The sequence below is a fragment of the Pararhizobium sp. DWP3-4 genome, assembly GCF_049898205.1.
In the GTDB taxonomy this organism is placed as follows: Bacteria; Pseudomonadota; Alphaproteobacteria; order Rhizobiales; family Rhizobiaceae; genus Pararhizobium.
On the sequence record NZ_JAFCXF010000007.1, the window covers coordinates 140884 to 167716 of the forward strand.

At 61.2% G+C, this 26833-nt stretch carries 27 protein-coding genes; 7 read left to right on the forward strand and 20 right to left on the reverse strand.

What is annotated here, in order from left to right; genetic code table 11:
• Nucleotides 1-354: 354 nt before the first annotated feature.
• Nucleotides 355-1248 (reverse strand): LysR family transcriptional regulator, encoded by an 894-nt coding sequence (locus ACP7E6_RS19095; protein WP_426231299.1) that lies wholly within the window; start codon nucleotides 1246-1248, stop codon nucleotides 355-357.
• 115 nt (nucleotides 1249-1363) lie between these two features.
• Here ACP7E6_RS19095 and hglS point away from each other — a divergent pair, with 115 nt between their 5' ends.
• The 6 genes from hglS to ACP7E6_RS19125 all read left to right on the forward strand — a co-directional run bounded on the left by hglS (nucleotide 1364) and on the right by ACP7E6_RS19125 (nucleotide 9583).
• Nucleotides 1364-2764 carry a 2-oxoadipate dioxygenase/decarboxylase HglS gene (gene hglS / locus ACP7E6_RS19100; protein WP_426231300.1) on the forward strand — a complete coding sequence of 467 codons (1401 nt, stop codon included), beginning with the start codon at nucleotides 1364-1366 and terminating at the stop codon, nucleotides 2762-2764.
• Between the two features lie 10 nt (nucleotides 2765-2774).
• Nucleotides 2775-4196: an FAD-binding oxidoreductase gene (locus ACP7E6_RS19105; protein WP_426231301.1), complete on the forward strand. Its 1422-nt coding sequence runs from the start codon at nucleotides 2775-2777 to the stop codon at nucleotides 4194-4196.
• A 33-nt stretch (nucleotides 4197-4229) separates the two neighbouring features.
• A complete protein-coding gene (locus ACP7E6_RS19110) occupies nucleotides 4230-5762 on the forward strand; it encodes an aldehyde dehydrogenase family protein (protein ID WP_426231302.1) in 1533 nt (510 codons plus the stop codon).
• Nucleotides 5763-5777: 15 nt separating this feature from the next.
• Nucleotides 5778-7010: a pyridoxal phosphate-dependent aminotransferase gene (locus ACP7E6_RS19115; protein ID WP_426231303.1), complete on the forward strand. Its 1233-nt coding sequence runs from the start codon at nucleotides 5778-5780 to the stop codon at nucleotides 7008-7010.
• A 172-nt stretch (nucleotides 7011-7182) separates the two neighbouring features.
• Nucleotides 7183-8601: a cytochrome P450 gene (locus ACP7E6_RS19120; protein WP_426231304.1), complete on the forward strand. Its 1419-nt coding sequence runs from the start codon at nucleotides 7183-7185 to the stop codon at nucleotides 8599-8601.
• Nucleotides 8602-8605: 4 nt separating this feature from the next.
• Entirely contained in the window at nucleotides 8606-9583 is a 978-nt protein-coding gene (locus tag ACP7E6_RS19125; RefSeq protein WP_426231305.1) for a lysophospholipid acyltransferase family protein, read from the forward strand.
• A 3-nt stretch (nucleotides 9584-9586) separates the two neighbouring features.
• On the opposite strand, the gene phnN is transcribed toward ACP7E6_RS19125, so the two are convergent.
• The 15 genes from phnN to phnG form a co-directional block, all read right to left on the reverse strand.
• Nucleotides 9587-10171, reverse strand: a complete 585-nt coding sequence (gene phnN / locus ACP7E6_RS19130) for a phosphonate metabolism protein/1,5-bisphosphokinase (PRPP-forming) PhnN (RefSeq protein ID WP_426231306.1) — start codon at nucleotides 10169-10171, stop codon at nucleotides 9587-9589.
• Nucleotides 10171-11310 carry an alpha-D-ribose 1-methylphosphonate 5-triphosphate diphosphatase gene (locus tag ACP7E6_RS19135; RefSeq protein ID WP_426231307.1) on the reverse strand — a complete coding sequence of 380 codons (1140 nt, stop codon included), beginning with the start codon at nucleotides 11308-11310 and terminating at the stop codon, nucleotides 10171-10173. The genes phnN and ACP7E6_RS19135 overlap by 1 nt, the downstream gene beginning before the upstream one ends.
• Before the next feature lies 1 nt (nucleotide 11311).
• Nucleotides 11312-12019, reverse strand: coding sequence for a DUF1045 domain-containing protein (locus ACP7E6_RS19140; protein ID WP_426231308.1), 708 nt, complete (start codon nucleotides 12017-12019; stop codon nucleotides 11312-11314).
• A gap of 113 nt (nucleotides 12020-12132) precedes the next feature.
• Entirely contained in the window at nucleotides 12133-13641 is a 1509-nt protein-coding gene (gene phnE, locus ACP7E6_RS19145; RefSeq protein WP_426231309.1) for a phosphonate ABC transporter, permease protein PhnE, read from the reverse strand.
• Between the two features lie 10 nt (nucleotides 13642-13651).
• Nucleotides 13652-14614, reverse strand: a complete 963-nt coding sequence (gene phnE, locus ACP7E6_RS19150) for a phosphonate ABC transporter, permease protein PhnE (RefSeq protein WP_426231310.1) — start codon at nucleotides 14612-14614, stop codon at nucleotides 13652-13654.
• Between the two features lie 107 nt (nucleotides 14615-14721).
• Entirely contained in the window at nucleotides 14722-15627 is a 906-nt protein-coding gene (phnD, locus tag ACP7E6_RS19155; protein WP_426125779.1) for a phosphonate ABC transporter substrate-binding protein, read from the reverse strand.
• 92 nt (nucleotides 15628-15719) lie between these two features.
• Nucleotides 15720-16556, reverse strand: coding sequence for a phosphonate ABC transporter ATP-binding protein (phnC, locus tag ACP7E6_RS19160; protein WP_426231311.1), 837 nt, complete (start codon nucleotides 16554-16556; stop codon nucleotides 15720-15722).
• 141 nt (nucleotides 16557-16697) lie between these two features.
• A complete protein-coding gene (locus ACP7E6_RS19165) occupies nucleotides 16698-17315 on the reverse strand; it encodes a DapH/DapD/GlmU-related protein (protein WP_426231312.1) in 618 nt (205 codons plus the stop codon).
• Nucleotides 17312-18019 carry a phosphonate C-P lyase system protein PhnL gene (phnL, locus tag ACP7E6_RS19170; protein ID WP_426231313.1) on the reverse strand — a complete coding sequence of 236 codons (708 nt, stop codon included), beginning with the start codon at nucleotides 18017-18019 and terminating at the stop codon, nucleotides 17312-17314. Before phnL ends, ACP7E6_RS19165 begins: the two co-directional genes overlap by 4 nt.
• Before the next feature lie 2 nt (nucleotides 18020-18021).
• Entirely contained in the window at nucleotides 18022-18798 is a 777-nt protein-coding gene (gene phnK / locus ACP7E6_RS19175; protein WP_426231314.1) for a phosphonate C-P lyase system protein PhnK, read from the reverse strand.
• Nucleotides 18799-18979: 181 nt separating this feature from the next.
• A complete protein-coding gene (locus ACP7E6_RS19180) occupies nucleotides 18980-19858 on the reverse strand; it encodes an alpha-D-ribose 1-methylphosphonate 5-phosphate C-P-lyase PhnJ (RefSeq protein WP_426231315.1) in 879 nt (292 codons plus the stop codon).
• Entirely contained in the window at nucleotides 19855-20274 is a 420-nt protein-coding gene (gene fosX, locus ACP7E6_RS19185) for a FosX/FosE/FosI family fosfomycin resistance hydrolase (RefSeq protein ID WP_426231316.1), read from the reverse strand. Before fosX ends, ACP7E6_RS19180 begins: the two co-directional genes overlap by 4 nt.
• A complete protein-coding gene (locus ACP7E6_RS19190; RefSeq protein ID WP_426231317.1) occupies nucleotides 20271-21383 on the reverse strand; it encodes a carbon-phosphorus lyase complex subunit PhnI in 1113 nt (370 codons plus the stop codon). Before ACP7E6_RS19190 ends, fosX begins: the two co-directional genes overlap by 4 nt.
• Before the next feature lie 3 nt (nucleotides 21384-21386).
• Nucleotides 21387-22007, reverse strand: coding sequence for a phosphonate C-P lyase system protein PhnH (phnH, locus tag ACP7E6_RS19195; protein ID WP_426231318.1), 621 nt, complete (start codon nucleotides 22005-22007; stop codon nucleotides 21387-21389).
• Nucleotides 22007-22474 (reverse strand): phosphonate C-P lyase system protein PhnG, encoded by a 468-nt coding sequence (gene phnG / locus ACP7E6_RS19200; protein ID WP_426231319.1) that lies wholly within the window; start codon nucleotides 22472-22474, stop codon nucleotides 22007-22009. The genes phnH and phnG overlap by 1 nt, the downstream gene beginning before the upstream one ends.
• An 84-nt stretch (nucleotides 22475-22558) precedes the next feature.
• On the opposite strand from phnG, the gene phnF reads away from it, so the two are divergent.
• Entirely contained in the window at nucleotides 22559-23296 is a 738-nt protein-coding gene (gene phnF, locus ACP7E6_RS19205; protein WP_426231320.1) for a phosphonate metabolism transcriptional regulator PhnF, read from the forward strand.
• Nucleotides 23297-23354: 58 nt separating this feature from the next.
• On the opposite strand, the gene ACP7E6_RS19210 is transcribed toward phnF, so the two are convergent.
• The 4 genes from ACP7E6_RS19210 to fba form a co-directional block, all read right to left on the reverse strand.
• On the reverse strand, nucleotides 23355-24194 hold the full coding sequence (locus ACP7E6_RS19210; protein ID WP_426231321.1) for a fumarylacetoacetate hydrolase family protein: 840 nt from the start codon (nucleotides 24192-24194) through the stop codon (nucleotides 23355-23357).
• Nucleotides 24195-24285: 91 nt separating this feature from the next.
• The gene (locus ACP7E6_RS19215; RefSeq protein ID WP_426231322.1) at nucleotides 24286-24837 is read right to left on the reverse strand and encodes a gluconokinase; all 552 of its coding nucleotides are present in this window, start codon (nucleotides 24835-24837) and stop codon (nucleotides 24286-24288) included.
• Nucleotides 24806-25573 (reverse strand): SDR family oxidoreductase, encoded by a 768-nt coding sequence (locus ACP7E6_RS19220; RefSeq protein ID WP_426231323.1) that lies wholly within the window; start codon nucleotides 25571-25573, stop codon nucleotides 24806-24808. Before ACP7E6_RS19220 ends, ACP7E6_RS19215 begins: the two co-directional genes overlap by 32 nt.
• Before the next feature lie 54 nt (nucleotides 25574-25627).
• A complete protein-coding gene (gene fba / locus ACP7E6_RS19225; RefSeq protein ID WP_426231324.1) occupies nucleotides 25628-26674 on the reverse strand; it encodes a class II fructose-bisphosphate aldolase in 1047 nt (348 codons plus the stop codon).
• Between the last annotated feature and the right edge of the window lie 159 nt (nucleotides 26675-26833).

The window sequence follows — 26833 nt, forward strand, 5'->3', positions numbered from 1 at the left end:
GCCGAAAGCCGCTGGGTCTCGCGCGCACGGGAAACCGAAGAGTTTGGCATTGCCCGGACGGGCTTTGGAAGGTGTGAAGACGACAGTCGCTTCGCTAACAAGGCTGCGTGGTGCAAGAAATTGGCATTTTTTAGCCGTAGTGCCAATATGTTGCAAGAAGCGCGGCCAACGTTCGGGGCGAATTCGCGTGTGCCGCGCAAATGAAAGCGCAGCATACACTTTTTTCGTCTCAATCAATGCCGGGAAATCATTCGCAACTGTGTCTTTGAGGCTTTTCATCCAGATCGCAACGCATCCGGCCGGAAAATGTTCCAGCCTTCATATTGCATTGCAGCAAGGCGTCGCCCGCTCGCGTCAACCAACTTGGCTGACGATCCAGGCCCGGAACGCCTGACTGATCGGATTTTCCAGCTTTCCCTCCGGCACCACAAGATAATAGCTGTTTTCCGTCTGCATCGGCCGGTCGAAGACGACACGCAGCCGGTCGGCCGCTAACTCTTGCTCGATCAGATAACGCGGCAACAGTGCAAAGCCGAGACCAACGATGGCGGCTTCGATGACCATGGAGAACTGATCGAACCGATTGCCGCGATAAGCCGATTTCATCTCGCCACCATTGCTCTCGAACCATTGCGCCCACATCTTCGGCCGGGTGGCGAGGTGGAGCAGCGGCTTGTGCTCCAGTTCGCCCGGCTCCTGCATCGGGTTAAGGGACAGAAGCGCCGGGCTTGCCACCGGCACGATGATCTCGCTGCAGAGATAGCTGCAGGTGGCATGCGCCCAGACCGGCTGGCCGTAGTGAATGGCGAGATCGAAATTCTGTTCTTCGAAGTCGAATGGTTGCGATCGCGAGGCGATATTGATCACCGTGCCGGGATGCTGGTTGAGAAAGTCCGGCAGGCGCGGTGTCAGCCAGCGGCTGCCGAAGGTCGGCAGCGATGCGACGGAGAGGGTGGATTCGGAGCGGGCAGAGGCCATGGCGCGCACCATCAGTTCTTCTGACTGGGTCAGCAGCCGGCGCACCTCGGGCAGGAATTTCTGGCCGGCATCGGATAGAATGACCCGCTGGCGGATGCGCTCGAACAGGAGCACGCCGATCTGGCTTTCGAGGTCCTTGATTTGGCGGCTGACGGCGCTCTGGGTCAGGTTCAGCTCTGCGGCGGCCTGCGTAAAACTGCCGTGACGCGCAGCACATTCGAATGCTTGCAGCGTGGTGACGTCCGGGACCAGTCTTCTGCTCAACTTCATTCCAGCCTCGCATGATCATAGTCATAACCGTCGCAATCAATGCCCCTTCGCACCATATATGATACGAAATGAGAATGATCACCATTATCCCTTCCATACTGCGAGGCGCGTTGCCGTGAAAGAGAATAGTTTCGTATCCACCGACCTTATCCGCTCGGCCTTTTCCGCGGCGATGTCGGCCATGTACCGCACAGAGGTGCCGGCCTATGGCACATTGATGGAACTGGTGGGCAAGGTGAACGCCGAAACGCTGACTGCCGACCCGGATTTACAGGCCCGTCTCGACGACACGGATTCGCTGGAACGCATCTCCGAAGAGCGCCACGGCGCAATCCGGCTCGGCACGCCTGCCGAGCTGTCGATGATGCGCCGCGTCTTTGCCATCATGGGCATGCTGCCGGTCGGCTATTACGATCTGTCGACCGCCGGCGTGCCGGTCCATTCGACGGCCTTCCGCCCGGTCGGCGATGCCGCCTTGAAGAAAAACCCTTTTCGCGTCTTCACATCGCTGCTGCGGCTTGATCTGATCGCCGATGCAGCTTTGCGCAATGAAGCCGAACAGATTTTGTCTCGGCGCCAGATTTTCACCGACGGCGCCATCGCGCTGACGGAGAAGGCGGAAAAGCAGGGCGGCCTTGATAAGGCCGATGCCGAGCGTTTCGTAGCCGAGGCCTTGGAAACCTTCCGTTGGCACGACAAGGCCAATGTCAGCCCCGACATGTACCACCGGCTGCATGACGCTCACCGGCTGATCGCCGATGTCGTCTCGTTCAAGGGCCCGCATATCAACCATCTGACGCCGCGCACGCTGGATATCGATGCCGTCCAGGCCCGCATGCCCGATTACGCGATCGCCCCGAAGGCGACGATCGAAGGCCCGCCGACCCGCAAATGCGCCATGCTTCTGCGCCAGACCTCGTTCAAGGCGCTGGAAGAACCGGTTTCCTTCCAGGCTGCCGATGGCAGCTGGCATGAGGGCTCGCATACCGCCCGTTTCGGCGAGATCGAACAGCGCGGCATTGCCCTGACCCCGAAGGGCCGGACGCTCTACGACGACCTGCTCAACGCGTCGCGCAAGATCGTCCGCCCGGCGGCCGACGGCTCGAATGCGGCGGAATACGAAAAGGCGCTTTCGGATGCCTTCATCCCCTTCCCCGATACATGGGCAGGCATCCGTGCCGAAGGCCTCGGTTATTTCGCCTATTCGCTGACCGCCAGGGGCCGCAAGGCAAAGGCCGACACGTCCAGGAGCCTCGACAGCCTGATCGCTGACGGCCTCGTTCAGTTCGACCCGATCGTCTACGAAGACTTCCTGCCCGTCAGCGCCGCCGGCATCTTCCAGTCCAATCTCGGCGACGACGCTGCCCAGGAATTCGTTGCAAGCCCCAACCAGCAGCGGTTCGAGCTTGATCTCGGTGCCAGGGTGCTGAACGAGTTCGATCACTATGCCGGTATAGAACAGGCTTCGATCGCCGATATCAGACAGATGCTTTCGTCTGCGCAGGCAGCGGAGTAAAGCTGAAACGATGATCGACCAGAACCACGTCGCAGCATTGACCGCACTCCTCGGTGACAAGGGCATTGTCACCGAAGGCAGTGATGTGGCGACCTACCAGACCGGCGCGCGCTATGACCAGGGCCGCGCCGCCATCGTCCTGCGTCCGCAGACCACCGAAGAGGTCTCGGCGGCGGTTTCCTATTGCGTGAAGAACGGCATCGTTGTCATTCCGCAATCCGGAAACACCGGTCTTGTTTCCGGCTCGACCCCGGATACGACAGGCTCGCAGGCGGTCCTCAGCCTCGACCGGATGACGAAGCGCTTCGATCTCGACCTCGACAACCGATCGCTGCGTGCCGATGCCGGTTTCCGCCTCTCCGACGTAAACCAGAAGCTCGAAAAACACGGCCTTTTCTTCCCGATCGACCTTGGTGCCGATCCACGTCTCGGCGGGATGCTGGCCACCAATACCGGCGGTTCGCGCTTCCTGAAATATGGCGACGTGCGCCGCAACACGCTGGGCATCAAGGTGGTTCTGGCCGACGAGGAGGGCACGATCCTCGACCTGACATCTGAACTACGCAAGAACAACACCGGCATCGACTGGAAGCAGATCTTCATCGGCACATCAGGCGCCTTCGGCATCATTACCGAATGCGTTGTTAATCTAGAGCCGCTACCCAAGCAGGTGGCAACCGCCTATTTGGTGCCCACCACCGGCGCCCATGTCATGCCGCTGCTGCGGGCCATGGAAGACAAGCTCGGCGCTTACCTCTCTGCCTTCGAGGGCATCTCGAAAAACTCCATTGCAGCGGCGCTCGATCATGTGCCGTCGCTGAAAAATCCCTTCCAGGGCGGCAATGTGCCGGACTATGTGATCCTCGCCGAGATTTCCCGCACCTGGGAACCGCGCGAGGGTGAGCAGTCGCTCGATGCGGTGCTGGAAACGGTGCTTGCCGATATCTGGGAAACGGAAGAAGCGCCGCTTGCCGATGCCTTCGTCGGTCCTGCCCATGAAATGTGGTCGCTGCGTCATGCCCTATCGGAAGGCGTCAAGCACTCGGGAAAACTGATCGCCTTCGATCTTTCCTTCCGCAGAGGTGATATCATGGCCTTCTGCGACCGCATGAAGGCCGATATGCCGCAAGCCTTTCCGGAGGTGACGATCTGCGATTTCGGTCATATCGGCGATGGCGGTGTGCATTTCAATCTCGTCGTGCCGAAGGACAGCGCTTCGGCGTCCGACGCGAATTTCGAGCGGCGGCTGCGCGACTGGGTGTTTGCCATCGCCGTCCAGGATTTCAATGGCAGTTTCAGTGCCGAACATGCCATCGGCCGCAAGAACCAGGCCTATTACGACCTTTATACGCAACAGAAAATCAAGGACATGGCCCAAGGCCTCAAAGCCATCACCTCGCCGGGAGAACTCGGTGCGGTGCGCTTCGGATAGTCCTTTGACCAAGAAAACGGGAGTTTGCTCATCATGAACATTGCAACGAAGTCGGTGAATGTCGTTCAGGAAACGGCCGCCCTTCTGGAGAAGCTCGGCGTCTCCAAGGATCTCTACACGGGCGGCGACATGGCCTCCTTCTCGCCGGTCACCGGCGAACAGATTGCCAGCCTGAAGACGGTCTCCGCCGCTGAAGCCGCCGCCAAGATCGAAAAGGCCGATGCAGCGTTTCGCGCCTGGCGCCTGGTGCCGGCACCCAAACGCGGCGAACTGATCCGCCTGCTCGGCGAAGAACTGCGCGCCAGCAAGGCCGATCTCGGCCGTCTGGTGTCGATCGAAGCCGGCAAGATCACTTCGGAAGGCCTCGGCGAAGTCCAGGAAATGATCGACATCTGCGATTTCGCCGTCGGTCTCTCCCGCCAGCTCTACGGTCTGACCATCGCCACCGAACGCCCCGGCCACCGCATGATGGAAACCTGGCATCCGCTCGGCGTTATCGGCGTCATCTCCGCCTTCAACTTCCCGGTTGCCGTCTGGGCCTGGAACTCGGCACTTGCTCTCGTTTGCGGCAATGCCGTCGTCTGGAAGCCGTCGGAAAAGACCCCGCTCACCGCACTTGCAAGCCAGGCGATCCTTGATCGCGCTATCGCTCGCTTCGGCGATGCACCGAAAGGCCTGACGCACGTCCTGATCGGCGACCGCACCATCGGCGAAGTCATGGTCGATCACCCGAAGGTCCCGCTGGTTTCGGCGACCGGTTCCACCCGTATGGGCCGCGATGTCGGCCCGCGCCTTGCCAAGCGTTTTGCCCGCGCCATCCTCGAACTCGGCGGCAACAATGGCGGCATCGTCTGCCCGTCTGCCGATCTTGACATGGCGCTGCGCGCCATCGCCTTCGGTGCCATGGGCACGGCCGGCCAGCGTTGCACGACCCTGCGCCGCCTGTTCGTCCATGAAAGCGTCTACGACCAGCTCGTTCCGCGCCTCAAGAAGGCCTATTCGAGCGTTTCGGTCGGCAATCCGCTGGAATCCACCGCCCTCGTTGGCCCGCTGGTCGACAAGCCCGCCTTCGACAACATGCAGAAGGCACTTGGCGAGGCCAAAGCCCACGGCGGCTCCGTCACCGGTGGCGAACGTGTCGACCTCGGCCATGCCAACAGCTACTACGTCAAGCCGGCTCTCGTTGAAATGCCGAAGCAGGATGGCCCGGTTACCGAAGAAACCTTCGCACCGATCCTTTACGTCATGAAGTACAGCGATTTCGACGCTGCCGTTGCCGATCACAACGCTGTCGGCGCCGGCCTCTCCTCGTCGATCTTCACGCTCGACCTGCAGGAAGCCGAGCGCTTCCTGTCGCCTGACGGTTCCGATTGCGGCATCGCCAACGTCAATATCGGTACATCCGGCGCTGAAATCGGCGGCGCGTTCGGCGGCGAAAAGGAAACCGGCGGCGGCCGCGAATCCGGCTCGGACGCATGGCGCGCCTACATGCGCCGCGCCACCAACACGATCAACTATTCGAAGGCCCTGCCGCTGGCTCAGGGCGTCTCTTTCGACATCGAATAATTGATAGGATCGGTCATGACCATCAATACCAAGGTTGAGGAGGCGGGCTTTGCGCCCGCCTCGCGGATCTCCACGATCGGCGTCTCGCAGATCCTGAAGATCGGAGCTCGAGCACAGGCTATGAAACGCGACGGCAAGCCGGTGATCATTCTGGGCGCCGGCGAGCCGGATTTCGACACGCCCGATCACATCAAGCAGGCCGCCTGCGAGGCGATCCAGAGCGGCAAGACCAAATATACCGCACTCGACGGTACGCCCGAGCTGAAGCAGGCGATCCGGGACAAGTTCTCTCGCGAAAATGGCGTTTCCTACGAACTCGACGAAATCACGGTGGCAACCGGCGCCAAGCAGATCCTCTTCAACGCCATGATGGCGACGCTGAATCCCGGCGACGAAGTGATCATCCCGACGCCCTACTGGACCTCCTATTCCGATATCGTTGAAATCGCAGAAGGCAAGCCGGTCCTGATCGCCTGCGATGCCGAAGCCGGCTTTCGCTTGAAGGCCGCGCAGCTGGAAGCGGCGATCACGCCGAAGACCCGCTGGGTGATGCTGAACTCGCCATCGAACCCGTCGGGCGCCGCCTATAGCGCTGACGATTATCGCCCGCTGCTCGACGTGCTTCTAAAGCATCCGCATGTCTGGCTGCTGGTCGATGACATGTACGAGCACATCGTTTATCACGGCTTCAAGTTCGTCACTCCGGCAGCGCTTGAGCCGGCCCTGAAGAACCGGACCCTGACCGTCAACGGCGTCTCCAAAGCTTATGCCATGACCGGCTGGCGCATCGGCTATGCCGGCGGCCCGCGCGAGCTGATCAAGGCGATGGCCGTGGTGCAAAGCCAGGCAACCTCCTGCCCCTCCTCGATCAGCCAGGCCGCCTCGGTCGCCGCGCTGAACGGCCCGCAGGATTTCCTGAAAGAACGCACCGCCAGCTTCCAGCATCGCCGCGATCTGGTCGTCACCGCGCTCAACGCCATCGATGGTCTGGATTGCCGCACACCCGAGGGCGCCTTCTATACCTTTTCCGGGTGTGCCGGCGTACTCGGCAAGACCACGCCCGGCGGCAAACGGATCGAGACCGATGTAGACTTCTGCGCCTATCTTCTCGACGATGCCCACGTCGCCGTCGTGCCGGGGTCAGCCTTCGGTCTGTCACCGTTTTTCCGCATCTCCTATGCGACGTCCGAAGCGGAATTGCGCGAAGCGTTGGAGCGAATTGCCAAGGCTTGCGCCGCTTTGCGGTAAAGCCCCTCGATCCTTCTGTTAAAGTCACGATGAAGGTCAGCCCTGCCGTTTGCGACGGCGGGGTTTTCTCTGCCGAAAGAATTTTGCGGCGCCCGAAATTGCTGCTATCCGGTAATTGCAACCAACAGCACTCATGGTGCCGTCACCGGATAAAGACAGGGGCAGCCGGCGCATGTTCTCCAGTTTACGGCAATCGACGGATATCATTGAAAAGCTGCGGGAGAATTCATTCGAACCCGCCCATGCCGACTATTACCAGGGCAAGCCCGGCCGCCCGCTCAGTCTCATTCTGAAAGCCCGCCAAGACTTTCTCTCGGTCTGGCGCAAAGGCGACTATGCCGACCGGGTAAACGTCACGAAAATCTTCGGCCGGCAGATCGTCGTGGTCAATTCACCGGACGCGATCCGCTACGTCGTTGCCAAGCGCCACGAAAATTTCGAGCGCAAGACGCCGCAGATGCGGCGCGCGCTGGAATTCTTGCTTGGCGACGGGCTGTTCATTTCCGACGGCGAAACCTGGAAACAGCGCCGCCCGCTGGTCAACGACATCGTCCATAAGAACCGCGTGCCGGCCTTCGGCAAGATCATGGAAAACACCACGGCCGAACTGGTGCGCCGCTGGGAATCCCTTCCCGACGGTGCGCCTGTCAACGCGCTGTTCGAAATGGCCGGTCTGACAGCGGAAATCATTTCCCGCGCCGTGTTCGGCAACGATCTGGGCGAAGAGGGTGCAAAGAGTGTCAGCGAGGGTTTCGAGAGCTACCAGTCACTGATCGATTCGGTGAATATCGGCTATTTCCTCGGCTTCGACGACGGCCTGCCCGTGTTGCGGACAGCCAAGCTGCGCCGGTCGGTCTCACGTATCCATCAGATCATCGACAAGGTGGTCGAAGACCATCTGGCCGGGCGCGGCGACGACAATTCGATGGTCGAGCTTCTGGTTCGCCGCCAGAAGCGCAATCCGGAACTGAAGCTCGATGTAGTCGCGCTCCGCAACGAGGCTGCCACCATCTTCATGGCCGGCCACGAGACTACTGCAGCGACATTGACCTGGGCCTGGTATCTGCTGTCACGGGCGCAATGGGTGGAAAAATCGCTGCATGAGGAAATCGCCCAGGTTTGCGGTAATCGCGTCCCGACGCTCGACGACATTCCGCAACTGGACTGGTGCCGTGCTGTGATCGAGGAGACGCTGCGTCTCTATCCGCCGGTGCCGATCCTTGCCCGCCAGGCGAAGGAAGCGGACAGGATCGGCGATATCGACGTCAAGCCGGCGTCACTCGTCCTGATCGTGCCTTGGCTTCTGCACAGGACGGAAGCCTTCTTCAAGGACGCCCACCTCTTCAAGCCCGAGCGGTTCATGAACGGCGGCAAGGCCATACCCTACAGCTACATCCCCTTCGCCAGCGGCCCCCGCGTCTGCCCCGGCCTGCAATTCGGGCTCCAGGAGGCGATCCTGTGCCTGGCGATCCTTGCCCAGCGCTTCAAGGTGCGGGTGGCCGACGGGACCAAAGTTGAACCGCAGAGCCGGCTAACGCTGCGGCCGCGCGGCGGCCTGCCGGTGACGCTTCACCGGCGCGAAAGGATATGATGGCATGGCCGAGCAGCAAGTTGAACCGAAGAAGCGCCAAGCCTGGATTTATCAGAGACCGCCCTCGCCACCCCTGTGGGATCTGTTTGCGGGTGCCGAGCGCCGGCGCATAGCCTTTCGCTATCATGTCACCGGAAACATCCAGAACGCGCTGGATCTTGCCGTCCATTTCGGACTGAAAGCATTCCCGATCGACACCTGCTCGAACATCGGCGCTTGGCTTGGCACCTTTGCCATTCCGCGCTGGCACAAGGGAGCAGTCTGCAAGGCACGGCAAAATCTGCTGCAACTGCTTCCAGACGCAACCGAAGCAGAACGCGAGGCCGTCCTCAGGCGCAACTGGCAGAGCCAGGGCCGTATCATGACCGAGTTTTCGATCATCGGCCGGCTGTCCAAGCGTGTTGTCTGGCACAATCTGGAGAGGGTTATCGACGCCAAGAAGAATGGCCCGGTCATCATGGTCGGACTGCATCTGGGAAACTGGGAGGTCCTGGGTCCAAAACTGGTGGAACTCGGCTTTGAACCATCCGCCAACTATACGCCGCCGAGTGGACGCGCGCGCGCCTGGATCGCCGACCGCCTCCGGGTGAAATTGGGATACCGCCTGATGCCACCGGGCAAGGACGGAATACGTCCGGCGATCAAAATTCTGAGGAATGGCGGCGTGATCTCGATCTTCTGCGACGAAGGGTTTGCCGGAAAAATTCGCGGTCCCTTCCTGGGTCGGCCTCCGCATCTGGAAGGCAATTTGGCAGTTGTCGTGCGTCTCGCCAGGATGACAGGGGCAACGATCTGCCCCGGGTACATCCTGCGCACGAGCGGGGCGAACTTCGAGGCTTTCGCCCTCCCCTCGCTTGTTCTTCCGCCCAGGGAGAATACTGACGACGGCATAATCGATGACATAGTTCTGTTGAACTCGATCATCGAACCCATCACCCGCGCCCATCTCGACCAATGGTATTTTCTCGACAGCGCGCTATGACGCCTAACCGGCGGCGGGCGTTGTTCCATGCAACTCAGTGACAAGCGCGGCAAATCGCGACCCCGCAATCTCGAGCGGCCCGCTATTGTCGATCGTCGTCACATCGGGCTCATCGAAAATATCCGGCACCTGCCGCTTCAGCCTGTTGAGAATATCCTGCTCGCTCTCGCGGCCTCGGGCGACGAGGCGGCTCGCTAGAACCTGCGGCGAGGCGGTGATGTTGACGATGGCCACCCTCGGAAAGGCCTGCCGGAACTGACCGAGCACCGCCCGGCTGCCATTGGCGATCAGAATCCGGCCGGCCCGAACCTTTTCAAGCGCGTCCTTGGGAATTCCGTATTTCAACCCATGCGCCTGCCAGGCAACGGCGAAATCCCCGGCTGATAGTCGGCTATCGAAAACATCGCCGGAAATGCTTTCGTGATCCTCACCACCGGCATCGGACGGCCGGGTGATGACCCGGCGGACGAAATCGATATCGGCGCGATCGGCAAAGTGCTGTGCCACGAAACCGATGACGCTGTCCTTGCCTGCACCGCTGGGGCCGACCACCACGATGATCGCGCCCGTCTGGCCCTGTCCGTGCATCAGGCGACCCGCCTGCCTTCGCGCCAGACCGAACGAACGATCGGGATACCGTCCTGGCGCTGAACCCGGACGATGTCCGCACGCAGGCCGGTGGCAATGCGGCCGCGATCGTTAAGACCGACGGTGCGGGCGGGGGTCGCGGTGACCATGGCGAGCGCCTGGGGCAGGCTAACGCTCTCCAGCTCATCGGACAGAACGAACGGCGCCTGGATCAGGCTGAACGGAACATAATCGGACGACAGCACGTCGAGGACGCCTCGCTCTGCAAGGTCCTTCGCGGCGATATTGCCGGAATGCGACTTGCCGCGGACGATGTTGGGCGCACCCATGAGCACGCTGAGGCCAGCCGCATGCGAGGCTTCGGCCGCCTCGAAACTGGTCGGGAACTCCGCAAGACGAATGCCAAAACCAACCGATTCCTCGACATGCGCCAAAGTGGCGTCGTCATGACTGGCAATTGCGATGCCGCGCTCGGCACAGGCCCTGGCGATCTCGGTGCGATGCGGTCCGGCATATTTGGCCGACAACGCCTGCTGACGGGCGCAGAATGCGGCAAAAGCCTCGTCGGACAAGCCACGCTTTTTCTTGTAATAGAGCGTGTACTGCTCCATCGTCTGGAACTGGCGCTGACCCGGCGCATGATCCATCAGGGAAACGAGACCGACCTGCGGGTCGTTTTCGAATTCCAGAAAATGATCAAGCACGTTGTCGGTCGAGACCTCGCAGCGCAGATGAATGCGATGATCGGCGCGCAGGCGATTTTCCTTAGCCGCTTGGGCCAGCGCGTTTGCCATGTCGCGCATCTCGCCCTGCTCGAAACCGCCATCCTCGTCCGAGCCCATGCGCAGGCAGTCGAAGACGGTGGTGATGCCCGACGTGACGATCTGTGCGTCATGCGCCTGGATCGCCGCCATCTTCAACCAGCGAACGCCGGGGCGCGGTGAGTAATGGGCTTCCAGATGATCGGTGTGCAGCTCGACCAGGCCGGGGATCAGGTAATCGCCTTCGAAATCCTCGCCGGTACGGCTGGCACCTTCCGAAATGTCGGCGATCTTGCCGTCGCGGATGAGGACCGAGCCGTGAAGAATTTGGTCCTCAAGGACGACTCGGGCGTTTGAGAGAACGGTTTCAACGGTCATGTCATGCCATCTTTCGTTTGGACGTGCCGCCGAGCGGCAAAAGCGAGTGAATTGTAAAGGGCGCGCCGCGTTCTGGCTCGGTGAACAGCGCCAGCGATGTCACCGGAAACGGCTTGCCGATAAACGGCGCAAAGGCCTGCTCCAGCAGAGCCTTCATGGCAGGCTGACGGTCCACGGGGACTGGACCCGTGAGCGTCATGTGAAAACGGAAGCTCTCGAAGACATAGGGATATCCCCATTCCAACAGGTTGCTTCGCATCACGGAGCCGAGCGTTTCAGGTTTGCGGCGGGCGATATCGGCGTCGGACAAAGGCGCCCGGAAGGCTGAGAAGCGCCGCACCGTCTCATCAGCCAAATCCTGCAATTGCGGACAATCGGCAGCCGGCACCAGTGCGAAGAACGGCCCCAGCTGGCCAAGGACCATTTTTGGGATGTCGAACGAAACACGCTCTTCGGTAAAGGTGGTGAACGCATCGAGAAGCTGCGATTCGCTGACGGCGGGGGCAAGCGTGAATGGCGCTTTCAGGGTTCCATGAAAGCCGTAGCGGCGCGGGTCTGCCGTCAGGGCCGTCAGTTCCGCAGCACTGAAATCACCGGCCGGCTTAAGGTCGCGGGTTCCACCGGTAAACGGGTTCGCTCCGAGCCACCGCTCCGCAGCAGCCGTCAGCGGATCGTCTTCATCGGGCGAAATATAGAATGCGTAGCGCACTGGTCATTCCCTGCAGAAATGCCGCTGGAGCGGTTGGGACAGCCGAACTGACGCTGTCGCTACGCGCTCTTCGTGACATTATCGTGATCGTGGTGGTGATCCACCAGCATAGTTCAATGTGTTTTCTGGCCCATCAAACGTGAGCGCAGAAAATTGGAGGCACTGTCGAAAATAAAGACGACGATGAGGATCAGGATAACCATATAGCAGACGTTTTCCCAATCGGAATTCGTCCGCATCGCTTCCCAGAGTTTCAAGCCGATGCCGCCGGCGCCGACGGCGCCGATGATGGTCGCCGAGCGGGTATTGGATTCCCAGAAATACAGCGCCTGGCTGGCAAACACCGGCAGGACCTGCGGCAGGACACCGAAGCGTTGCACCGCAAGCGGCGCGGCACCGACCGATTTCACACCCTCGCGCTGCTTGTCGTCGATATTCTCCAGCGCTTCGGCATAGAGCTTTCCGAGCGTACCGGTATCGGTAAAGAAGATCGCCGACATGCCTGCGAGCGGCCCAGGGCCGAAGGCGCGGGTGAAGAACAGCGCCCAGATCAGCATATCGACCGAGCGCAAGAAATCGAAGAACCGCTTTATGACCTGGTTGAGCACACCATTGCGGGTGATGTTGCGCGCGGCAAGGAAGCACAGCGGAAAGGCGATGATCGAGGCAAACAGCGTGCCGACGAAGGCCATGACGATGGTCTGCAGCAGCTTGGTCCAGACATCGAGATGCTGCCATTCGGAATTGTAGAGGATGTTGTTCCAGGCGAGCGACAGGTTGGAGCGGCTCGGATCGAGACGGTCGCCGCTGGTAATCAGGTTTGCGACCTCACTGAGCGACTTGTTGAAGAAGGGCGAATTGGTATCGAAGATGAAGTTGGCCCAGCCGGGAAAACGGTTGTGGATGCTGACCTTTTCCTTGTCGACATCGGCCCAGCCGGTCCTGCCGAAGGCAAGCGTGATCTTTTCGCCCACCCGCTTCTGTGTCGCCCATTTCGGCAGGGTACCCTCCGGCGTCACGCCTGCGGAATTTTCGAGATCGATCAGCAGGGTTTCACCGGCATGGGTGGCAGAGACCTTGCCGTCGGCAACGGCGATGCTGGTCGTGCTGTTGAAATTGACGGTGGCGCGGCTGACGACTTCCTCCGTCCGCGTCTCCGTGCGGGCACCCGCCTCGGCGCTGCTGCCAACAGCCGAGTTCGGCGCCATGAAGCTGAAGCTCGAACTCTTTTTCGGAGCCGCCTGCTGCGTCACGGCCGGGACATCGATGGTGCGAGCCACCATCTTCGTCTCGATCTTCACCCATTCAGGCTTGGCATCGGGACCGAGCGGCGAATAACGCGGATAAACGACCTGCATCGTGCCGTCGGTGGCGATCTTGATGTCGGGCCGGACCTCGTAGGACACCCAGTCGGCCAGGTAGGTGCCGGCAATGCCCCAATTGGCATTGACCAGAACCTGGCCGATCGAGAAAAACCACCAGCTGTAGATCATATAGAGGGCGATACCGGCGAAGATCAGGATGGACCGGATGCGCTTGCTGGTCGAGCCCTGCAGTAGGTGCGGGTGACGGGCAGCGATCGCGTCCATCTGCGCGGTGTTCATCATCGTGTTCACGGTCATGGTCCGCCTCCTATTGCGCCAGCTGGAAGGCTTGGTCGCCGACGAGACGGCGGCGCAGCCATGCGGAAAACTGATCGACGGCGATGATCGTCGAAAACAACAGGATGATGATCGCCAAGGTCTTAGCCTCATGCCCCTGGCTGATCGACAGCCGCAACGGCTCGCCGATACCGCCGCCGCCGACGGCTCCGATGATGGTCGAGGCGCGTACGTTGATTTCAAGACGCAGCAGGAAATAGCTCATGAAATTCGGCAGCACCTGCGGCACGATGCCGAACCAGACCCGCTCGAACCAGTTGCCGCCGGCAGCCCGAAGACCCTCGTCCGGCCTCATGTCGGCATTTTCGACGACCTCGAAGAACAGCTTGCCGAGCGCACCGACCGTATGGATCGACACGGCGATCATCGCCGGGATCGGTCCTAGGGAAAGGATCGCGAGAAAAAAGCCGGCGATCACCACTTCCGGAAAGGCTCGCAGGATTTCCATCACACGCCGGGCCAAGCCGCGAACCCACGGGTTGGGCATCAGGTTGCGGGCGGCAAAGAAGCAGAGAATGAAGCCGAAGAACATGCCGAAGATGGTCGAGAAGATGGCGATATTCAGCGTTTCCAGCATCTTGTAGAAATATTCGGGCACGTAAATGCTGTCGGTCAGATACATCCGGCCTTCGGGATAATTGTATTTCAGGCTGCCGTCGTCATAGGGCGAGGGCAGATCGAACATCGCCCGGCCGATTTCCGCACCGTCGCGGGGCACGAGGTCGCCGACGAAATCGAAGAAATAGGGCAGGCGATCGAAGAACTTGCCGGCATTGGTCGCATTGGCAAACCACAGCGATCCGGACAGAGCCACGGCCAAGAGCGCAAGACCAAGAAACGTGTAGGTGCGGCGGCGGAGATTGAGCTCCTGCCAGTGGCGTTCGACCACGGCGCCATTGTCGCTCAAGGTCGTGGGAAGCGCTGACGTGGCCATGAAGTCTCCGGCAAACACGAGGCCTCGCTGGGCGTCATGCCCCGAGACTGCTTAAACAAGGAAGCGCTGGTCGGAATGGCCGGCCAGCGCTTTGAATTTTGACGATATCAGCCGCCGATGGTCGACTTGCGGGCGTCGATGATCGGCTTGTAGAAGTCGGAGTTGACTTCGACGAAGCCCTTGAAGTCGCCGCCCATGACGCCGGCAAAGCAGGCTGCATCGGTCTTCGGCAGATCGAGCATGAACTGCTTGAACTTGGCCTTCATGTCATTGTTCATCGAGGTGCGAACGACGATCGGGCCGTTCGGGATCAGCGGCGAGCGCCACAGTTCGACCAGGTCGTTCATGTCGAGAACGCCCTTTTCGACCATCTTGTGCAGGTTGCCGGACGTGTAACCGTCCTTGAACTCGCCGATGCCCGAGCCGAAGGTCGTGCCCGCATCGAAAGTGCCCTTGAGCACTTCGAGAACGAGGTTTTCATGGCCGCCGCCGAAACCGGTTTCAGCGAAGAATTCCTTGACCGGCATGCCGATCGTCTCCGGCAGCGTCACGCTCGGGATCAGGTAGCCCGAAGTCGAGTCCGGATCAGCAAAGCCGAGCTTCTTGCCTTTGAGGTCGGCGACGCTGGCATAGCCCTTGTCCTTGCGGGCAACCATGATCGAGTAGTAGCCGGTCGAGCCGTCGGACTGTTCGGTCGTCAGGATCGGCTCGACGGCGTCAGCCTTGGCGAGAAAGATCTTGGCATAACCGGACGCGCCGAGTTCGGCATAATCGAGCGTGCCGCCGAGCAGGCCCTGGATAACGCCGTCATAGTCGGCGGCCGGGAAGAAGGAAACCTTCTCGACATTCAGCGCCGTCTTCAGGTGATCGCCGAGGCACTGGTAGTTGCGCAGGCGGTCGGCTTCGTTTTCGCCACCGATGATGCCGACGCGGAATTCCTTGAGGTCTTCAGCCTGAACGTGGCCAACGAGGGCAAAGAGCGCAACAGCGCTCAAAAGTGCTTTCTTCAACATAAGGGTCTTCTCCTGTTATCCCGGCGGCGCCGGTTCACATTCGGTTGCAAAGCGTCTGCCCTTGACGCGGGCTTTCGATCCCGGCTCGCTCTCTAGAGCCCGGCCAGTGCCAGCGGCTTGACGCCGGCGGATTTCGTGTTGTCCTGCGCAGCCGGAATATTGATGCTGGTCGACGTCATCGATTCATCAAGCTCGGCGCCCGAACCGTAGATTTCGGCAACCGCTGCCGCGGTCAGTTCCTGCGGCGGCCCATCGAAAACAACGCTTCCATGCGCCATGCCGATGATGCGCTCGCAGTAATTGCGCGCCGTATCCAGCGTGTGCAGGTTGGTGACGACAGTGATGCCGTCGCGCTCGTTGATATCGCGCAGAGCGTCCATGACGATCTTGGCATTCAGCGGGTCGAGCGAAGCGATCGGCTCGTCGGCGAGCAGCATCTTCGGCTGCTGCATCAGGGCGCGGGCAATCGCGACACGCTGCTGCTGGCCGCCGGACAGGGTGCCGGCCGGCTGCAGCGCCGTCTGTTCGATACCCAGACGTTCCAGCGCGCCGATCGCCATGATCCGCTCTTCGCGGGTGAACATGTTGAGGATACTGAGAACCGTCGAGCGGTGATTGAGGCGGCCGAGCAGCACGTTGGTCAAAACGTCGAGACGCGGCACAAGATTGAACTGCTGGAAGATCATGGCGCAATCGCGCTGCCAGTTGCGAAGGGCTGCACCGCGCAGCGACGATACTTCGAGATCACCGAAATGGATGGAGCCCGACGAAACATCGTTGAGACGATTGATCATCCTGAGCAACGTCGACTTGCCCGCACCGGACCGGCCGATGATGCCGACCATCTGGCCCTGCGGGATGTTGAAAGTAACCGAGTTGACGGCAATCTTCTTGCCGAACTGACGGGTTACATTCTTCAGCTGAAACATGGGCAGTCGTCCTCTGGCAGTGGCACCGGTTACCGGTATGCCCTTGCCATAATGGCGGTTGATGAAAGGGGAATGTCAGTTTGATGTTGTTTTTGTTACAGTCCACAATCCCCGCAAAGGCGGGGATTGGCGTGCCAAAACTCAGGCATTGTGACGGGCAAGGAATGCGTCTGCATCGAGCATTCTGAAGTCGTCGAGGGCCTCGCGCAGCTTGGCGTGATCCCAATCCCACCAGGCCAGCTTCTCGAAACGGCCGGCAATCTCCTTGCCGAAACGTTCGCGGATCAGCTTGGCCGGAACGCCGCCGACGATGGTGTAGGGCGCCACATCCTTGGAGACGACCGCCCCGGAGCCGACGACCGCGCCGTTGCCGATCGTGACACCGGGCAGCACCGTCGCCCCGTGGCCGATCCAGACATCGTGCCCAATGACGACCCGGTTTTCACGCCGCCAGGCAAAGAAGTCCTGCTCCACATCGGCATCCGGCCAGTAGTTCGAAGCGCGATAGGTGAAATGGTGAAGCGTTGCCCGCCAGGTCGGATGGTTGGTGGCGTTGATGCGAACGGATGCCGCCAGATTGGCGAATTTTCCGATCGTCGCACACCAGATCATCCCGTCGCGCTCGATATAGGAATAGTCGCCGAACTCGACCTCGTCGAGGCGGCAACGATCGCCCACTTCCGTATACCGCCCAAGGGTCGATTGATTGACGGTGGCGGTCGGGTGGATCGTCGGTTCCACACTCAGTTTCTGGCTCATGCGGCAGCCTTTCGCGGCGAAAAGGCGGAGACGTCGAGGATGCGGTCGGCGACGGCATCGCGGACTTCCTCGTCGTGGAAAATCCCGAGCAGGGCAACCCCTTCAGCCTTCTTGGAGGCGATCATCTCGACCACCACCCGGCGGTTCGTCGCATCCAGCGACGCCGTCGGTTCGTCGAGCAGAAGGATTGCATGGTCGGTAATGAAACCGCGGGCGATGTTGACGCGCTGCTGCTCGCCACCCGAGAAAGTGGCCGGCGGCAACTGCCAGAGTTCGCGCGGCAGATTGAGTTTCGCCAGCAGCTCAGCCGCCTTTTCACGCGCGACAGCCTGATCGACCCCGCGCGCCAGAAGCGGCTCGGCAACGACATCGAGCGCCGACACGCGCGGAACGACGCGCAGGAACTGGCTGACATAACCCAGCGTATCGCGCCGGACTTCCAGCACCGCGCGGGGTGCTGCCTTGGCGAGATCGACCAGATGGCCTTGATGCTCGATCAGGATCTGGCCGGCATCGACGCCGTAATTGCCGTAGAGCATCTTCAGGATCGAACTCTTGCCGACCCCGGACGGACCGCCGAGCACGACGCATTCACCCTTCTTGACGGAGAACGACACGCCATTGACGACCGGCAACCGGATACCGTCGCGCAGGTGCATGGTGAAGCTCTTGGCGACTTCGGAAACAACGAGGGGAGTGGCCATGGTTACACCTGAAGGATCGAGGAAACGAGGAGCTGGGTGTAGGGCTCGCGCGGATCGTCGAGAACCCGGTCGGTCAGCCCATGCTCGATCACCAGACCGTCTTTCATCACCATCATCCGGTGCGACAGAAGCCGGGCGACGGCAAGATCGTGGGTAACGATGATCGCCGACAGGCCGAGGTCATGGACAAGGCCGCGCACCAGATCGAGCAGACGGGCCTGAACCGACACATCGAGACCGCCGGTCGGCTCGTCCATGAACACGAGACGCGGGGACGTAACCAGATTGCGGGCGATCTGCAGGCGCTGGCGCATGCCGCCGGAAAAGGCGCGCGGCTGATCGTCGATGCGGTCTTCCTCGATCTCGACACGGCGCAACCAGTCGGCTGCCGTGGCGCGGATATTGCCATAATGCCGGTCGCCGACCGCCATCAGCCGTTCACCGACATTGGCGCCGGCCGACACCGTCATGCGCAGGCCATCGGCCGGGTTCTGGTGCACGAAACCCCAGTCGGTGCGCATCAGGAAGCGACGCTCGGCTTCACCCAGGCGGGCCAGATCGCGGTACTGGCCGTCGCGCATGTGGTATTCGACAACGCCCGAACTGGGCATCAACCGAGTGGAGAGACAGGACAGCAACGTCGTCTTGCCGGAGCCGGATTCGCCGACGATGGCAAGCACTTCGCCTGGCCACAGCTCGAAGGACACATTGCGGCATCCGATACGGCTGCCGTAGAATTTCGAGACGTCGTTGACTTTGAGAAGCGGTGTCTGGGTCATGGGGCGGTTTCCATGTTTAAAAATGGCTGCGGGCTCGCATCTACCTCCCCCTTGAGGGGGGAGGTCGCCGCAAAGCGGCGGGTGGGGGTGATGGTCAGGGACGGAAAAAGGATCACCCCACCCCGGACCTGCGGTCCGACCCTCCCCCTCAAGGGGAGGGTAAGGCTATCTGCCAGACCGCTCATTCCGCCGCCTCCTGCCGTGCCAGCATCTCGCCCGCATGCCCATGCTCGCGGCGATCTTCGCAATGGTCGGTATCCGAGCAGACGAACATGCGTCCGCCCTTGTCGTCGAGAACGACTTCATCGAGATAAACGTGCTCGGCACCGCACAGCGCGCAGGGCTTGTCGAAGTGCTGGATCTCGAACGGATGATCCTCGAAATCGAGGCTGACGACGTCGGTATAGGGCGGCACCGCGTAGATGCGCTTTTCACGGCCGGCACCGAACAGCTGCAGCGCTTCCGACATGTGCATTTTCGGATTGTCGAATTTTGGGGTCGGCGACGGGTCCATGACGTAGCGGCCCTCGACCTTGACCGGATAGGCATAGGTCGTGGCGATATGGCCGTTGCGGGCGATATCCTCGTAGAGCTTCACATGCATCAGGCCGTATTCTTCCAGCGCATGCATTTTTCGCGTTTCGGTCTCGCGCGGCTCGAGGAAGCGCAGGGGTTCGGGGATCGGTACCTGATAGACCAGCGTCTGACCGGCGGTCAGCGCCTCCTCCGGAATGCGGTGTCGCGTCTGGATGATCGTCGCTTCGCGGGTCTTGGTGGTAACAGCGACATTGGCGACCTTCTGGAAGAAGGCGCGGATCGACACGGCATTGGTCGTGTCGTCAGCGCCCTGGTCGATGACCTTCAGCACATCCTTGGGTCCGAGGATCGCCGCCGTCACCTGAACGCCGCCGGTGCCCCAGCCATAGGGCATCGGCATTTCGCGCGAAGCGAAGGGAACCTGATAGCCGGGTATCGAAATAGCCTTGAGGATTGCCCGGCGGATCATCCGCTTGGTCTGCTCGTCGAGATAAGCGAAGTTGTATGTGGCAAGGTCCGTCATTCGGCTGCCTCCTTCAAACGGGAATAGGTTTTGAGCCGCTCGGCAAGGGTGCCGGTATGAAGCTCGAACAGGTGGTTGTCGGCATCGTGAAAGTAGATCGAGCGGCCCTCGCCTTCGACGCGCGGACGCGGCGGCATGAGGTCGAGGCCCAGCGACTGGATGCGCTCCAGATAGATGTCGACATCCTCGTCGCGGATCTTGAACGCGACGTGGTTGTAGGTGCGCTCGCTCAGACTCTCGCCTTGCATGATGGCGATCCACAGGTCACCGATCGTGAAGAACTTTTCCGCCGTACGCGAAAACTGCATCTCGTCGCTGGCATAGACCTGCTTCGCGCCGAAGACCGTCTGCAGAATGTCGGTCATCCGCTCAAGGTCGCTGACGACGAAGGTGATATGGGAGAGGTCCTCGATCATTCGGCCGCGTCCCGAATGGCGTCGTTTTTCTCCACTCCGTTCCGTGCATCATATTCGGCGCGCATGCGACGGACGAGATCGAGCTCGGCCTGGAAGTCGACATAGTGCGGCAGCTTCAAATGCTCGACGAAGCCGGTCGCCTGGACGTTGTCGGAATGCGAAATGACGAATTCCTCGTCCTGCGCCGGTGCGACGATATCTTCGCCGAATTCCTCGGCACGCAACGCCCGGTCAACCAGCGACATCGCCATCGCCTTGCGCTCGCTCTGGCCAAAGACCAGGCCATAACCACGGGTAAACTGCGGCGGGTTCTTGGCCGAACCCTGGAACTGGTTGACCATCTGGCATTCGGTCACCTGGATGGGGCCGAGCGACACCGAAAAACCAAGCTCGGGAATATCGAGCTCCACTTCGACCTCGCCGATGCGCACTTCACCGACGAAAGGATGGGTGCGGGCATAGCCGCGCTGGGTGGAATAGGCGAGCGCCAGCAGGAAGCCTTCGTCGCCCCGCGCCAAGGCCTGCAGACGCAGATCGCGGTTCAGCGGAAATTCCAGTGGCTCGCGGGTCAGGTCGCCCGGCACATGATCCTCCGGCATCTGGCCGTCACCCTCGATCAGGCCTTCGCCGGCGAGGATGTCGGAGACCCGCATCATCGAGCTTTCATCTGCCGTCCGGCGCAGCGGCTCGGCAACCGGCTCGTCGGTCAGCAGCGACGGATCGAGCAGGCGGTGGGTATAGTCGAAGGTCGGGCCGAGTAGCTGGCCGCCCGGCAGGTCCTTGTAGGTCGCCGAAATGCGGCGTTCGATCTTCATCTTCACAGTATCGACCGGAACCGACATGCCGAAACGCGGCAGGGTGGTTCGATAGGCACGCAAGATGAAGATCGCCTCGATCATGTCGCCGCGCGCCTGGCGAACGGCAAGGGCTGCGAGTTCCCGATCGTAGAGCGAGGCTTCCGCCATGACCCGATCGACCGCCAGGCCGAGCTGGGCGACGATCTGGTCGATCGAGATGGCCGGCAGTGACCTGTCACCGCGGCGGCGATCGGCGAGGAGCTGGTGCGCATTGGCGATAGCGGCTTCGCCGCCTTTGACAGCAACATACATGGATCAGACCTCCCGGCGGCGAAGTTTTGTGGTGCGCGGCAGGCACAGGACGTCCGTGCCGGCAACCAGGATCAGATCGACGCCACGGGGAAACAGACCCCGGTTTTCGGTCCAAAGAGTCAGGAAAATGTCCGGCAGGCCTTGAGGGGCAACGACGATCTCGTCCTTGATGCCCGGGCCGGCGGCCACGAATTCTGGTCCGCCGTTAAGCGAAGCGATCTCGATCACCAGCGTCGCCGAGCGGTCGGGATATTCCTGCGTCCCGAGCGCGAACTGATCGAAACCGGGGACAATGCCGCCAACCTCGATGAAAACGAAGCGGGCCTCCGGCTTGACGCTCGTCACCGGTGCGCTGGTATGGAACGACAGCCAGGCGGGAACGGAGGATTGAGCGAGCGCACTCGTCAGCCATACGGGCGTACCGTCATCGCAGAGCGTGAGGGCAATCGCACCAGCACCGGCCCCGAGCGGTGCAGGCGGCGTGGCAGAGGCGCCGAGCGGCATGATCGTGCCCGGCCGGGCCATGGCATCCATCAGTGCGCGGAAAACCGACTGCGACTGGAAAACCGGATCGGTGAACGCGCCGGCATAGGCGCTGGCGTGGATTTCGGTGTGAGCACCCATCAGTTGTCTCCCCGGACCATGGTAAAGAAATCGACCCGTGTTGCTGCGGTCTGTTCGGCATGCTTGCGGTCTTCGGCTTCGATGCGGCTTTCCACCGCATCGATCAGCCGATCGATGGTACCGCGATGTTCCACCCGCTGGTGAAGCGCATCGAAGATGGCGGCGAGACGCGCCTTCTCCCGGTCATTGCCGAGCAGTTGGCCATGGCCGATTTCGCCGGAGCCAAGCCGCACTGTGGCGCGGCTGACGGTCGCCTCTCCGAGATTGAACGGATCGCCGCCGCCCCCGACGCGTCCACGCACCATGACGAGGCCGGTTTCGGGACCACGCACCGAATGCACATCCGGCTTTGGCTCGATGGCCAGCCAGCCCGCTTGCAGTTCCTCGCCGGAGGCTCGGGCCAGAAGGCCCATGATCCGTTTGCGCCCGTTCACCGCCGCGCCGGTATTTTGTTTGATCGCGTCCATTGCTTCCGTCCGAAATGTCTATTACGCTAGACAACCATACATCTGATGTTTTCTTCTAGAACCACAACGTGACGGGCTTGTGACATGAATGCGAAAAAGACAGTCGAACGGCAGACCGGTGTCGCACTTTGGCGGCAGATCGCCGATCTGATACGGCTGTCGATCAGCAATGGCGATCACGACCAGACAGGCATGGTTCCCCCCGAAACTGTGCTGGCCGCGCAGTTCGGCGTCAACCGTCACACGGTGCGCAGCGCCCTTGCCGCTCTTGCCGATGAAGGCCTTGTTCAAGCCATCCAGGGCCGCGGCACGATCATCCAGCGGAAGGAGAGGCTGAGTTTTCCGATTTCGCGGCGTACCCGCTTTTCGCAAGGGCTTGGCGATCAGGCGCGCGATATCGAAGCCAAATTGCTCGCCCACGCCACCTTGCCAGCTTCAGGAGACGTCGCGGCCGGATTGCAGATCGCGGCGGGAACGGCCTGTGTTCAGCTGGATCTCGTCAGCAGCGCCGATGGACGCCCGGTATCCTGCTCGACCAGCTATTTCCCGATGGAACGCTTCGGGCAGATGGCCGAACAGTTCGAAAGGCTCGGCTCGATCACCAAGGCTTTCGCAGCGCAGGGCCTGGCCGACTACGTGCGGGTCTCAACCGAGCTTGTCGCCCGCCACGCCGATGCCGACGAGTTGGCGCTGCTCCGGCTTTCGCCCGGCGCCATCGTCATCGCCGCAACGGCGATCAATGCCGATCCGGACGGGGTTCCTGTGCAGTTTTCCCGCACCCGTTTTGCCGCCGACCGCGTCAAGCTGAAGCTCGAAACCTGACGGTACGAAAAAGGGCGCGATGCCGCAGCACGCGCCCTCCCCTAATGTATGACAGCAATCAGACGTCGGCGACGAAGGTCTGCTTCTGCGTGCCCAGGCCCTCGATGCCCAGCTCGACGACATCGCCGGCCTTCAGATATTGCGGCGGCTTGAAGCCCATGCCGACGCCGGGCGGCGTTCCCGTCGAGATGATATCGCCGGGATGCAGCGTCATGAACTGGCTGAGATAGCTGACCACATGCGCGACGCCATAGACCATGGTCTTGGATGACCCGTTCTGCTTGCTGACGCCATTGACCGTCAGCCACATCTTCAGGTTCTGCGGATCCATAACCTCGTCCTTGGTCACGAGCCACGGGCCGGTCGGGCCAAACGTGTCGCAGGATTTGCCCTTGGTCCACTGGCCGGAACGCTTGGTCTGGAAATCGCGTTCGGAAACGTCATTGATGACGCAATAGCCGGCGACATGCTCCAGTGCATCCGCTTCGGAAACATATTTGGCCTTTTTGCCAATGATCACACCCAGCTCGACTTCCCAGTCGGTCGCTTCCGAACCACGCGGGATGAGGACGTCATCGTTCGGGCCGACGATCGCCGAGGTCGCCTTCATGAAGATCACCGGCTCCGGCGGCACCGTGGCACCGGTTTCGGCGGCGTGGTCGGCATAGTTCAGGCCGATGCAGATGAATTTTCCGGTGCCCGTAACGCAAGCGCCGAGACGCGGACTGCCGCCAACCACCGGCAGGCTGTCGATATCGAGATCCTTCGCCCAGCCCATGTCGCTGATCGCGTCGCCGCCGATATCGGCGATGATGCCGCTCAAGTCGCGAATCTGGCCGTCCTTGTCGAGGACGCCCGGCTTTTCAGACCCAAACGGCCCGTAGCGCAAAAGTTTCATCTTTCCTCTTCCCTTGAAATCCAGACAATCTTGCCGTCTGACAGATCAAAGGCAGGCGGCGATGTAAAGTGCTTTTGCCCCTGGACTGACCTCAGCGCGTCAGCAAATCTTGTAGTCCGGCCACGGCTTTCGTGACGATCTCATCGACGGTCAGGTCAACGTCGACGGTCACCACATCGCGCTCGCCGGTTGGTGGCTCCAGCGTCGCGAACTGGCTGTCCAGCAGCGATGCCGGCATGAAATGACCGGCGCGGGCCTGCATGCGCTTGTCGAAAACGGCGCGCGATCCCTCCAGGAAAACGAAGGCCAGACGGCCACCGGCTTCAGTCCGCAACCGGTCACGATAGGCTTTCTTCAGCGCCGAACACGAAACGATGACCCGCTCGCCCTGCGCGACACTCTCGCCGATCAGGCCGCCGATGATATCGAGCCACGGCCAGCGGTCGTCATCTCCAAGGGGAATGCCGGCCGACATTTTCCCGATATTGGCAGCCGGATGCAGGCTGTCGCCCTCGATGAACCGGCAGTTCAGCGCTTGTGCCAGCCGCTCGCCGACCGAGGTCTTGCCGCAGCCGCTGACACCCATGACGATTACCGGCAGGCCCGGGTTTTCAGAGAGAGGTTGTGATGCCGCCATCGACATAGAGCGTGTGTCCGTTCACGAAAGAAGAAGCGTTGCTGGCCAGGAAAACCGCGGAGCCGACCAGCTCTTCGACATTTCCCCAGCGCGCTGCGGGTGTACGCTTTTCCAGCCAGTCTGAAAACTCCGGATTATCGACCAGCGCCTGATTGAGTGGTGTCCGGAAATAACCTGGCGCGATCGCATTGATCTGCAATCCGTGCCGGGCCCAGTCGGCACACATGCCGCGCGTCAGGTTTCTGACCGCGCCCTTGGTCGCCGTGTAGGGCGCAATCCCAGGCCGGGCGAGTTCGCTCTGGACCGAGGCGATATTGACGATCTTGCCCCGCCCCCGGCCGATCATGAAACGGGCAACGGCCTGGCTGACATAGAAGACGCTGGAAATATTCGTTGCCAGCAACTGCTCCCATTTGTCCGCCGGAAAATCTTCCAGCGGCGAACGGAACTGCATGCCGGCATTGTTGATCAGGATATCGATTGCGCCGATTTCGCTCTCGACGATGGCAACAGCCTCGGCAGCGGCGTCCCTGCTGGTCACGTCGAAGGCGGCGGCATTGGCAACATGGCCGCTGTCCCTGAGAGCGGAGACTGCCGCTTCGACCTTGTCGATATCACGGCCGTTGACGACGATCTCGGCGCCGTGGGCCGCAAGGCCCTCCGCCAGGGCAAAACCGATACCCTGGCTGGAGCCGGTGATCAGTGCGCGCCGGCCGGCCAGGTCAAACAGCGGAAAGCTCATGCGATTGCCCTCGAAGCGGGATGTGGCGGAAGAAGCTTCCGCCACAATGCGTCTTCAGGCGACCTTTGAATAGGCCTTTGCCATATCGGGCAGGCGTTTGACGCGAATTTTCGATGCCTGGCCGGCTGTGTTGAAGGCAATGAAGCGCTCCTTGCAGACATCGACCATGCGGGCCGTCGCCGGCTTCAGGTAATTGCGCGGGTCGAAATTGTCCGGGTTCTGCAGGTGATGCTTGCGGATTTCACCGGTAAAGGCGAGGCGCAGGTCGGTGTCGATATTGACCTTGCGGACCCCCAGCGGAATGGCCTTCTGGATTTCGGAGAGCGGGACGCCCCAGGTCTGCTTCATCTGGCCGCCGAACTCGTTGAACAGGTCCTGCAGATCCTGCGGAACGGTGGACGAACCGTGCATGACCATATGGGTGTTCGGCAGGCGCTTGTGGATTCGGGCAATGGTGTCGATCGACAGGATTTCACCGTCCGGTGCACGGGTAAACTTATAGGCGCCGTGGCTGGTGCCGATGGCGACCGCGAGCGCATCGACGCCGGTCTTTTCGACGAAGTCGAAGGCCTGTTCCGGATCGGTCAACAGTTCCTCCCGCGACAGCTTGCCTTCGAAGCCGTGGCCGTCTTCCTTTTCGCCGGCGCCCGTTTCCAGGTTGCCGAGACAGCCGAGTTCACCTTCGACGGAAACGCCGGCGGCATGGGCGATCTTCACGACTTCGGCGGTGACGCCGACATTGTATTCATAGGACGCGATCGACTTGCCGTCTGCCAGAAGCGAGCCGTCCATCATCACCGAGGTAAAACCGTTGGTGATTGCCGAGATGCAGGTGGAGGGCTGGTCGCCATGGTCGAGATGCAGGCAGACCGGGATATGCGGATATTCTTCGGTGGCCCCGAGGATCAGATGACGCAGGAAAGCGTCGCCGGCATAGGCGCGAGCGCCACGGCTTGCCTGCAGGATGACCGGTGAATCCGTGGCATCGGCCGCGCGCATCACGGCCTGGATATATTCCAGATTGTTCACATTGAACGCGGGCAGCGCGTAATTGTTTTCAGCGGCGTGGTCCAATAGCTGCCGCAAGGTGATCAATGCCATAGTCAGAAGTCTCCCATTGTCTCAGCGCATCGTTCCTGAGGACGATATGCGCACCTTATTCTCCGCGTGAGCAGAAGTGCTCCCCACAAAAGCCAACTGGTATCGCGACCAGGCCTCCTGGCGAATGAGGGTGGATTTTCCAGGGCACCATAATTGATG

What these genes read in the sequence shown, in the direction of transcription:
- ACP7E6_RS19095 (WP_426231299.1), bottom strand. Translation starts at nt 1,248, where the DNA reads ATGAAGTTGAGCAGAAGACTGGTCCCGGACGTCACCACGCTGCAAGCA.
- ACP7E6_RS19105 (WP_426231301.1), top strand. Translation starts at nt 2,775, where the DNA reads ATGATCGACCAGAACCACGTCGCAGCATTGACCGCACTCCTCGGTGAC.
- ACP7E6_RS19110 (WP_426231302.1), top strand. Translation starts at nt 4,230, where the DNA reads ATGAACATTGCAACGAAGTCGGTGAATGTCGTTCAGGAAACGGCCGCC.
- ACP7E6_RS19115 (WP_426231303.1), top strand. Translation starts at nt 5,778, where the DNA reads ATGACCATCAATACCAAGGTTGAGGAGGCGGGCTTTGCGCCCGCCTCG.
- ACP7E6_RS19120 (WP_426231304.1), top strand. Translation starts at nt 7,183, where the DNA reads ATGTTCTCCAGTTTACGGCAATCGACGGATATCATTGAAAAGCTGCGG.
- ACP7E6_RS19125 (WP_426231305.1), top strand. Translation starts at nt 8,606, where the DNA reads ATGGCCGAGCAGCAAGTTGAACCGAAGAAGCGCCAAGCCTGGATTTAT.
- phnN (WP_426231306.1), bottom strand. Translation starts at nt 10,171, where the DNA reads ATGCACGGACAGGGCCAGACGGGCGCGATCATCGTGGTGGTCGGCCCC.
- ACP7E6_RS19135 (WP_426231307.1), bottom strand. Translation starts at nt 11,310, where the DNA reads ATGACCGTTGAAACCGTTCTCTCAAACGCCCGAGTCGTCCTTGAGGAC.
- phnE (WP_426231309.1), bottom strand. Translation starts at nt 13,641, where the DNA reads ATGACCGTGAACACGATGATGAACACCGCGCAGATGGACGCGATCGCT.
- phnE (WP_426231310.1), bottom strand. Translation starts at nt 14,614, where the DNA reads ATGGCCACGTCAGCGCTTCCCACGACCTTGAGCGACAATGGCGCCGTG.
- phnD (WP_426125779.1), bottom strand. Translation starts at nt 15,627, where the DNA reads ATGTTGAAGAAAGCACTTTTGAGCGCTGTTGCGCTCTTTGCCCTCGTT.
- phnC (WP_426231311.1), bottom strand. Translation starts at nt 16,556, where the DNA reads ATGTTTCAGCTGAAGAATGTAACCCGTCAGTTCGGCAAGAAGATTGCC.
- ACP7E6_RS19165 (WP_426231312.1), bottom strand. Translation starts at nt 17,315, where the DNA reads ATGAGCCAGAAACTGAGTGTGGAACCGACGATCCACCCGACCGCCACC.
- phnL (WP_426231313.1), bottom strand. Translation starts at nt 18,019, where the DNA reads ATGGCCACTCCCCTCGTTGTTTCCGAAGTCGCCAAGAGCTTCACCATG.
- phnK (WP_426231314.1), bottom strand. Translation starts at nt 18,798, where the DNA reads ATGACCCAGACACCGCTTCTCAAAGTCAACGACGTCTCGAAATTCTAC.
- ACP7E6_RS19180 (WP_426231315.1), bottom strand. Translation starts at nt 19,858, where the DNA reads ATGACGGACCTTGCCACATACAACTTCGCTTATCTCGACGAGCAGACC.
- fosX (WP_426231316.1), bottom strand. Translation starts at nt 20,274, where the DNA reads ATGATCGAGGACCTCTCCCATATCACCTTCGTCGTCAGCGACCTTGAG.
- ACP7E6_RS19190 (WP_426231317.1), bottom strand. Translation starts at nt 21,383, where the DNA reads ATGTATGTTGCTGTCAAAGGCGGCGAAGCCGCTATCGCCAATGCGCAC.
- phnH (WP_426231318.1), bottom strand. Translation starts at nt 22,007, where the DNA reads ATGGGTGCTCACACCGAAATCCACGCCAGCGCCTATGCCGGCGCGTTC.
- phnG (WP_426231319.1), bottom strand. Translation starts at nt 22,474, where the DNA reads ATGGACGCGATCAAACAAAATACCGGCGCGGCGGTGAACGGGCGCAAA.
- phnF (WP_426231320.1), top strand. Translation starts at nt 22,559, where the DNA reads ATGAATGCGAAAAAGACAGTCGAACGGCAGACCGGTGTCGCACTTTGG.
- ACP7E6_RS19210 (WP_426231321.1), bottom strand. Translation starts at nt 24,194, where the DNA reads ATGAAACTTTTGCGCTACGGGCCGTTTGGGTCTGAAAAGCCGGGCGTC.
- ACP7E6_RS19215 (WP_426231322.1), bottom strand. Translation starts at nt 24,837, where the DNA reads ATGTCGATGGCGGCATCACAACCTCTCTCTGAAAACCCGGGCCTGCCG.
- ACP7E6_RS19220 (WP_426231323.1), bottom strand. Translation starts at nt 25,573, where the DNA reads ATGAGCTTTCCGCTGTTTGACCTGGCCGGCCGGCGCGCACTGATCACC.
- fba (WP_426231324.1), bottom strand. Translation starts at nt 26,674, where the DNA reads ATGGCATTGATCACCTTGCGGCAGCTATTGGACCACGCCGCTGAAAAC.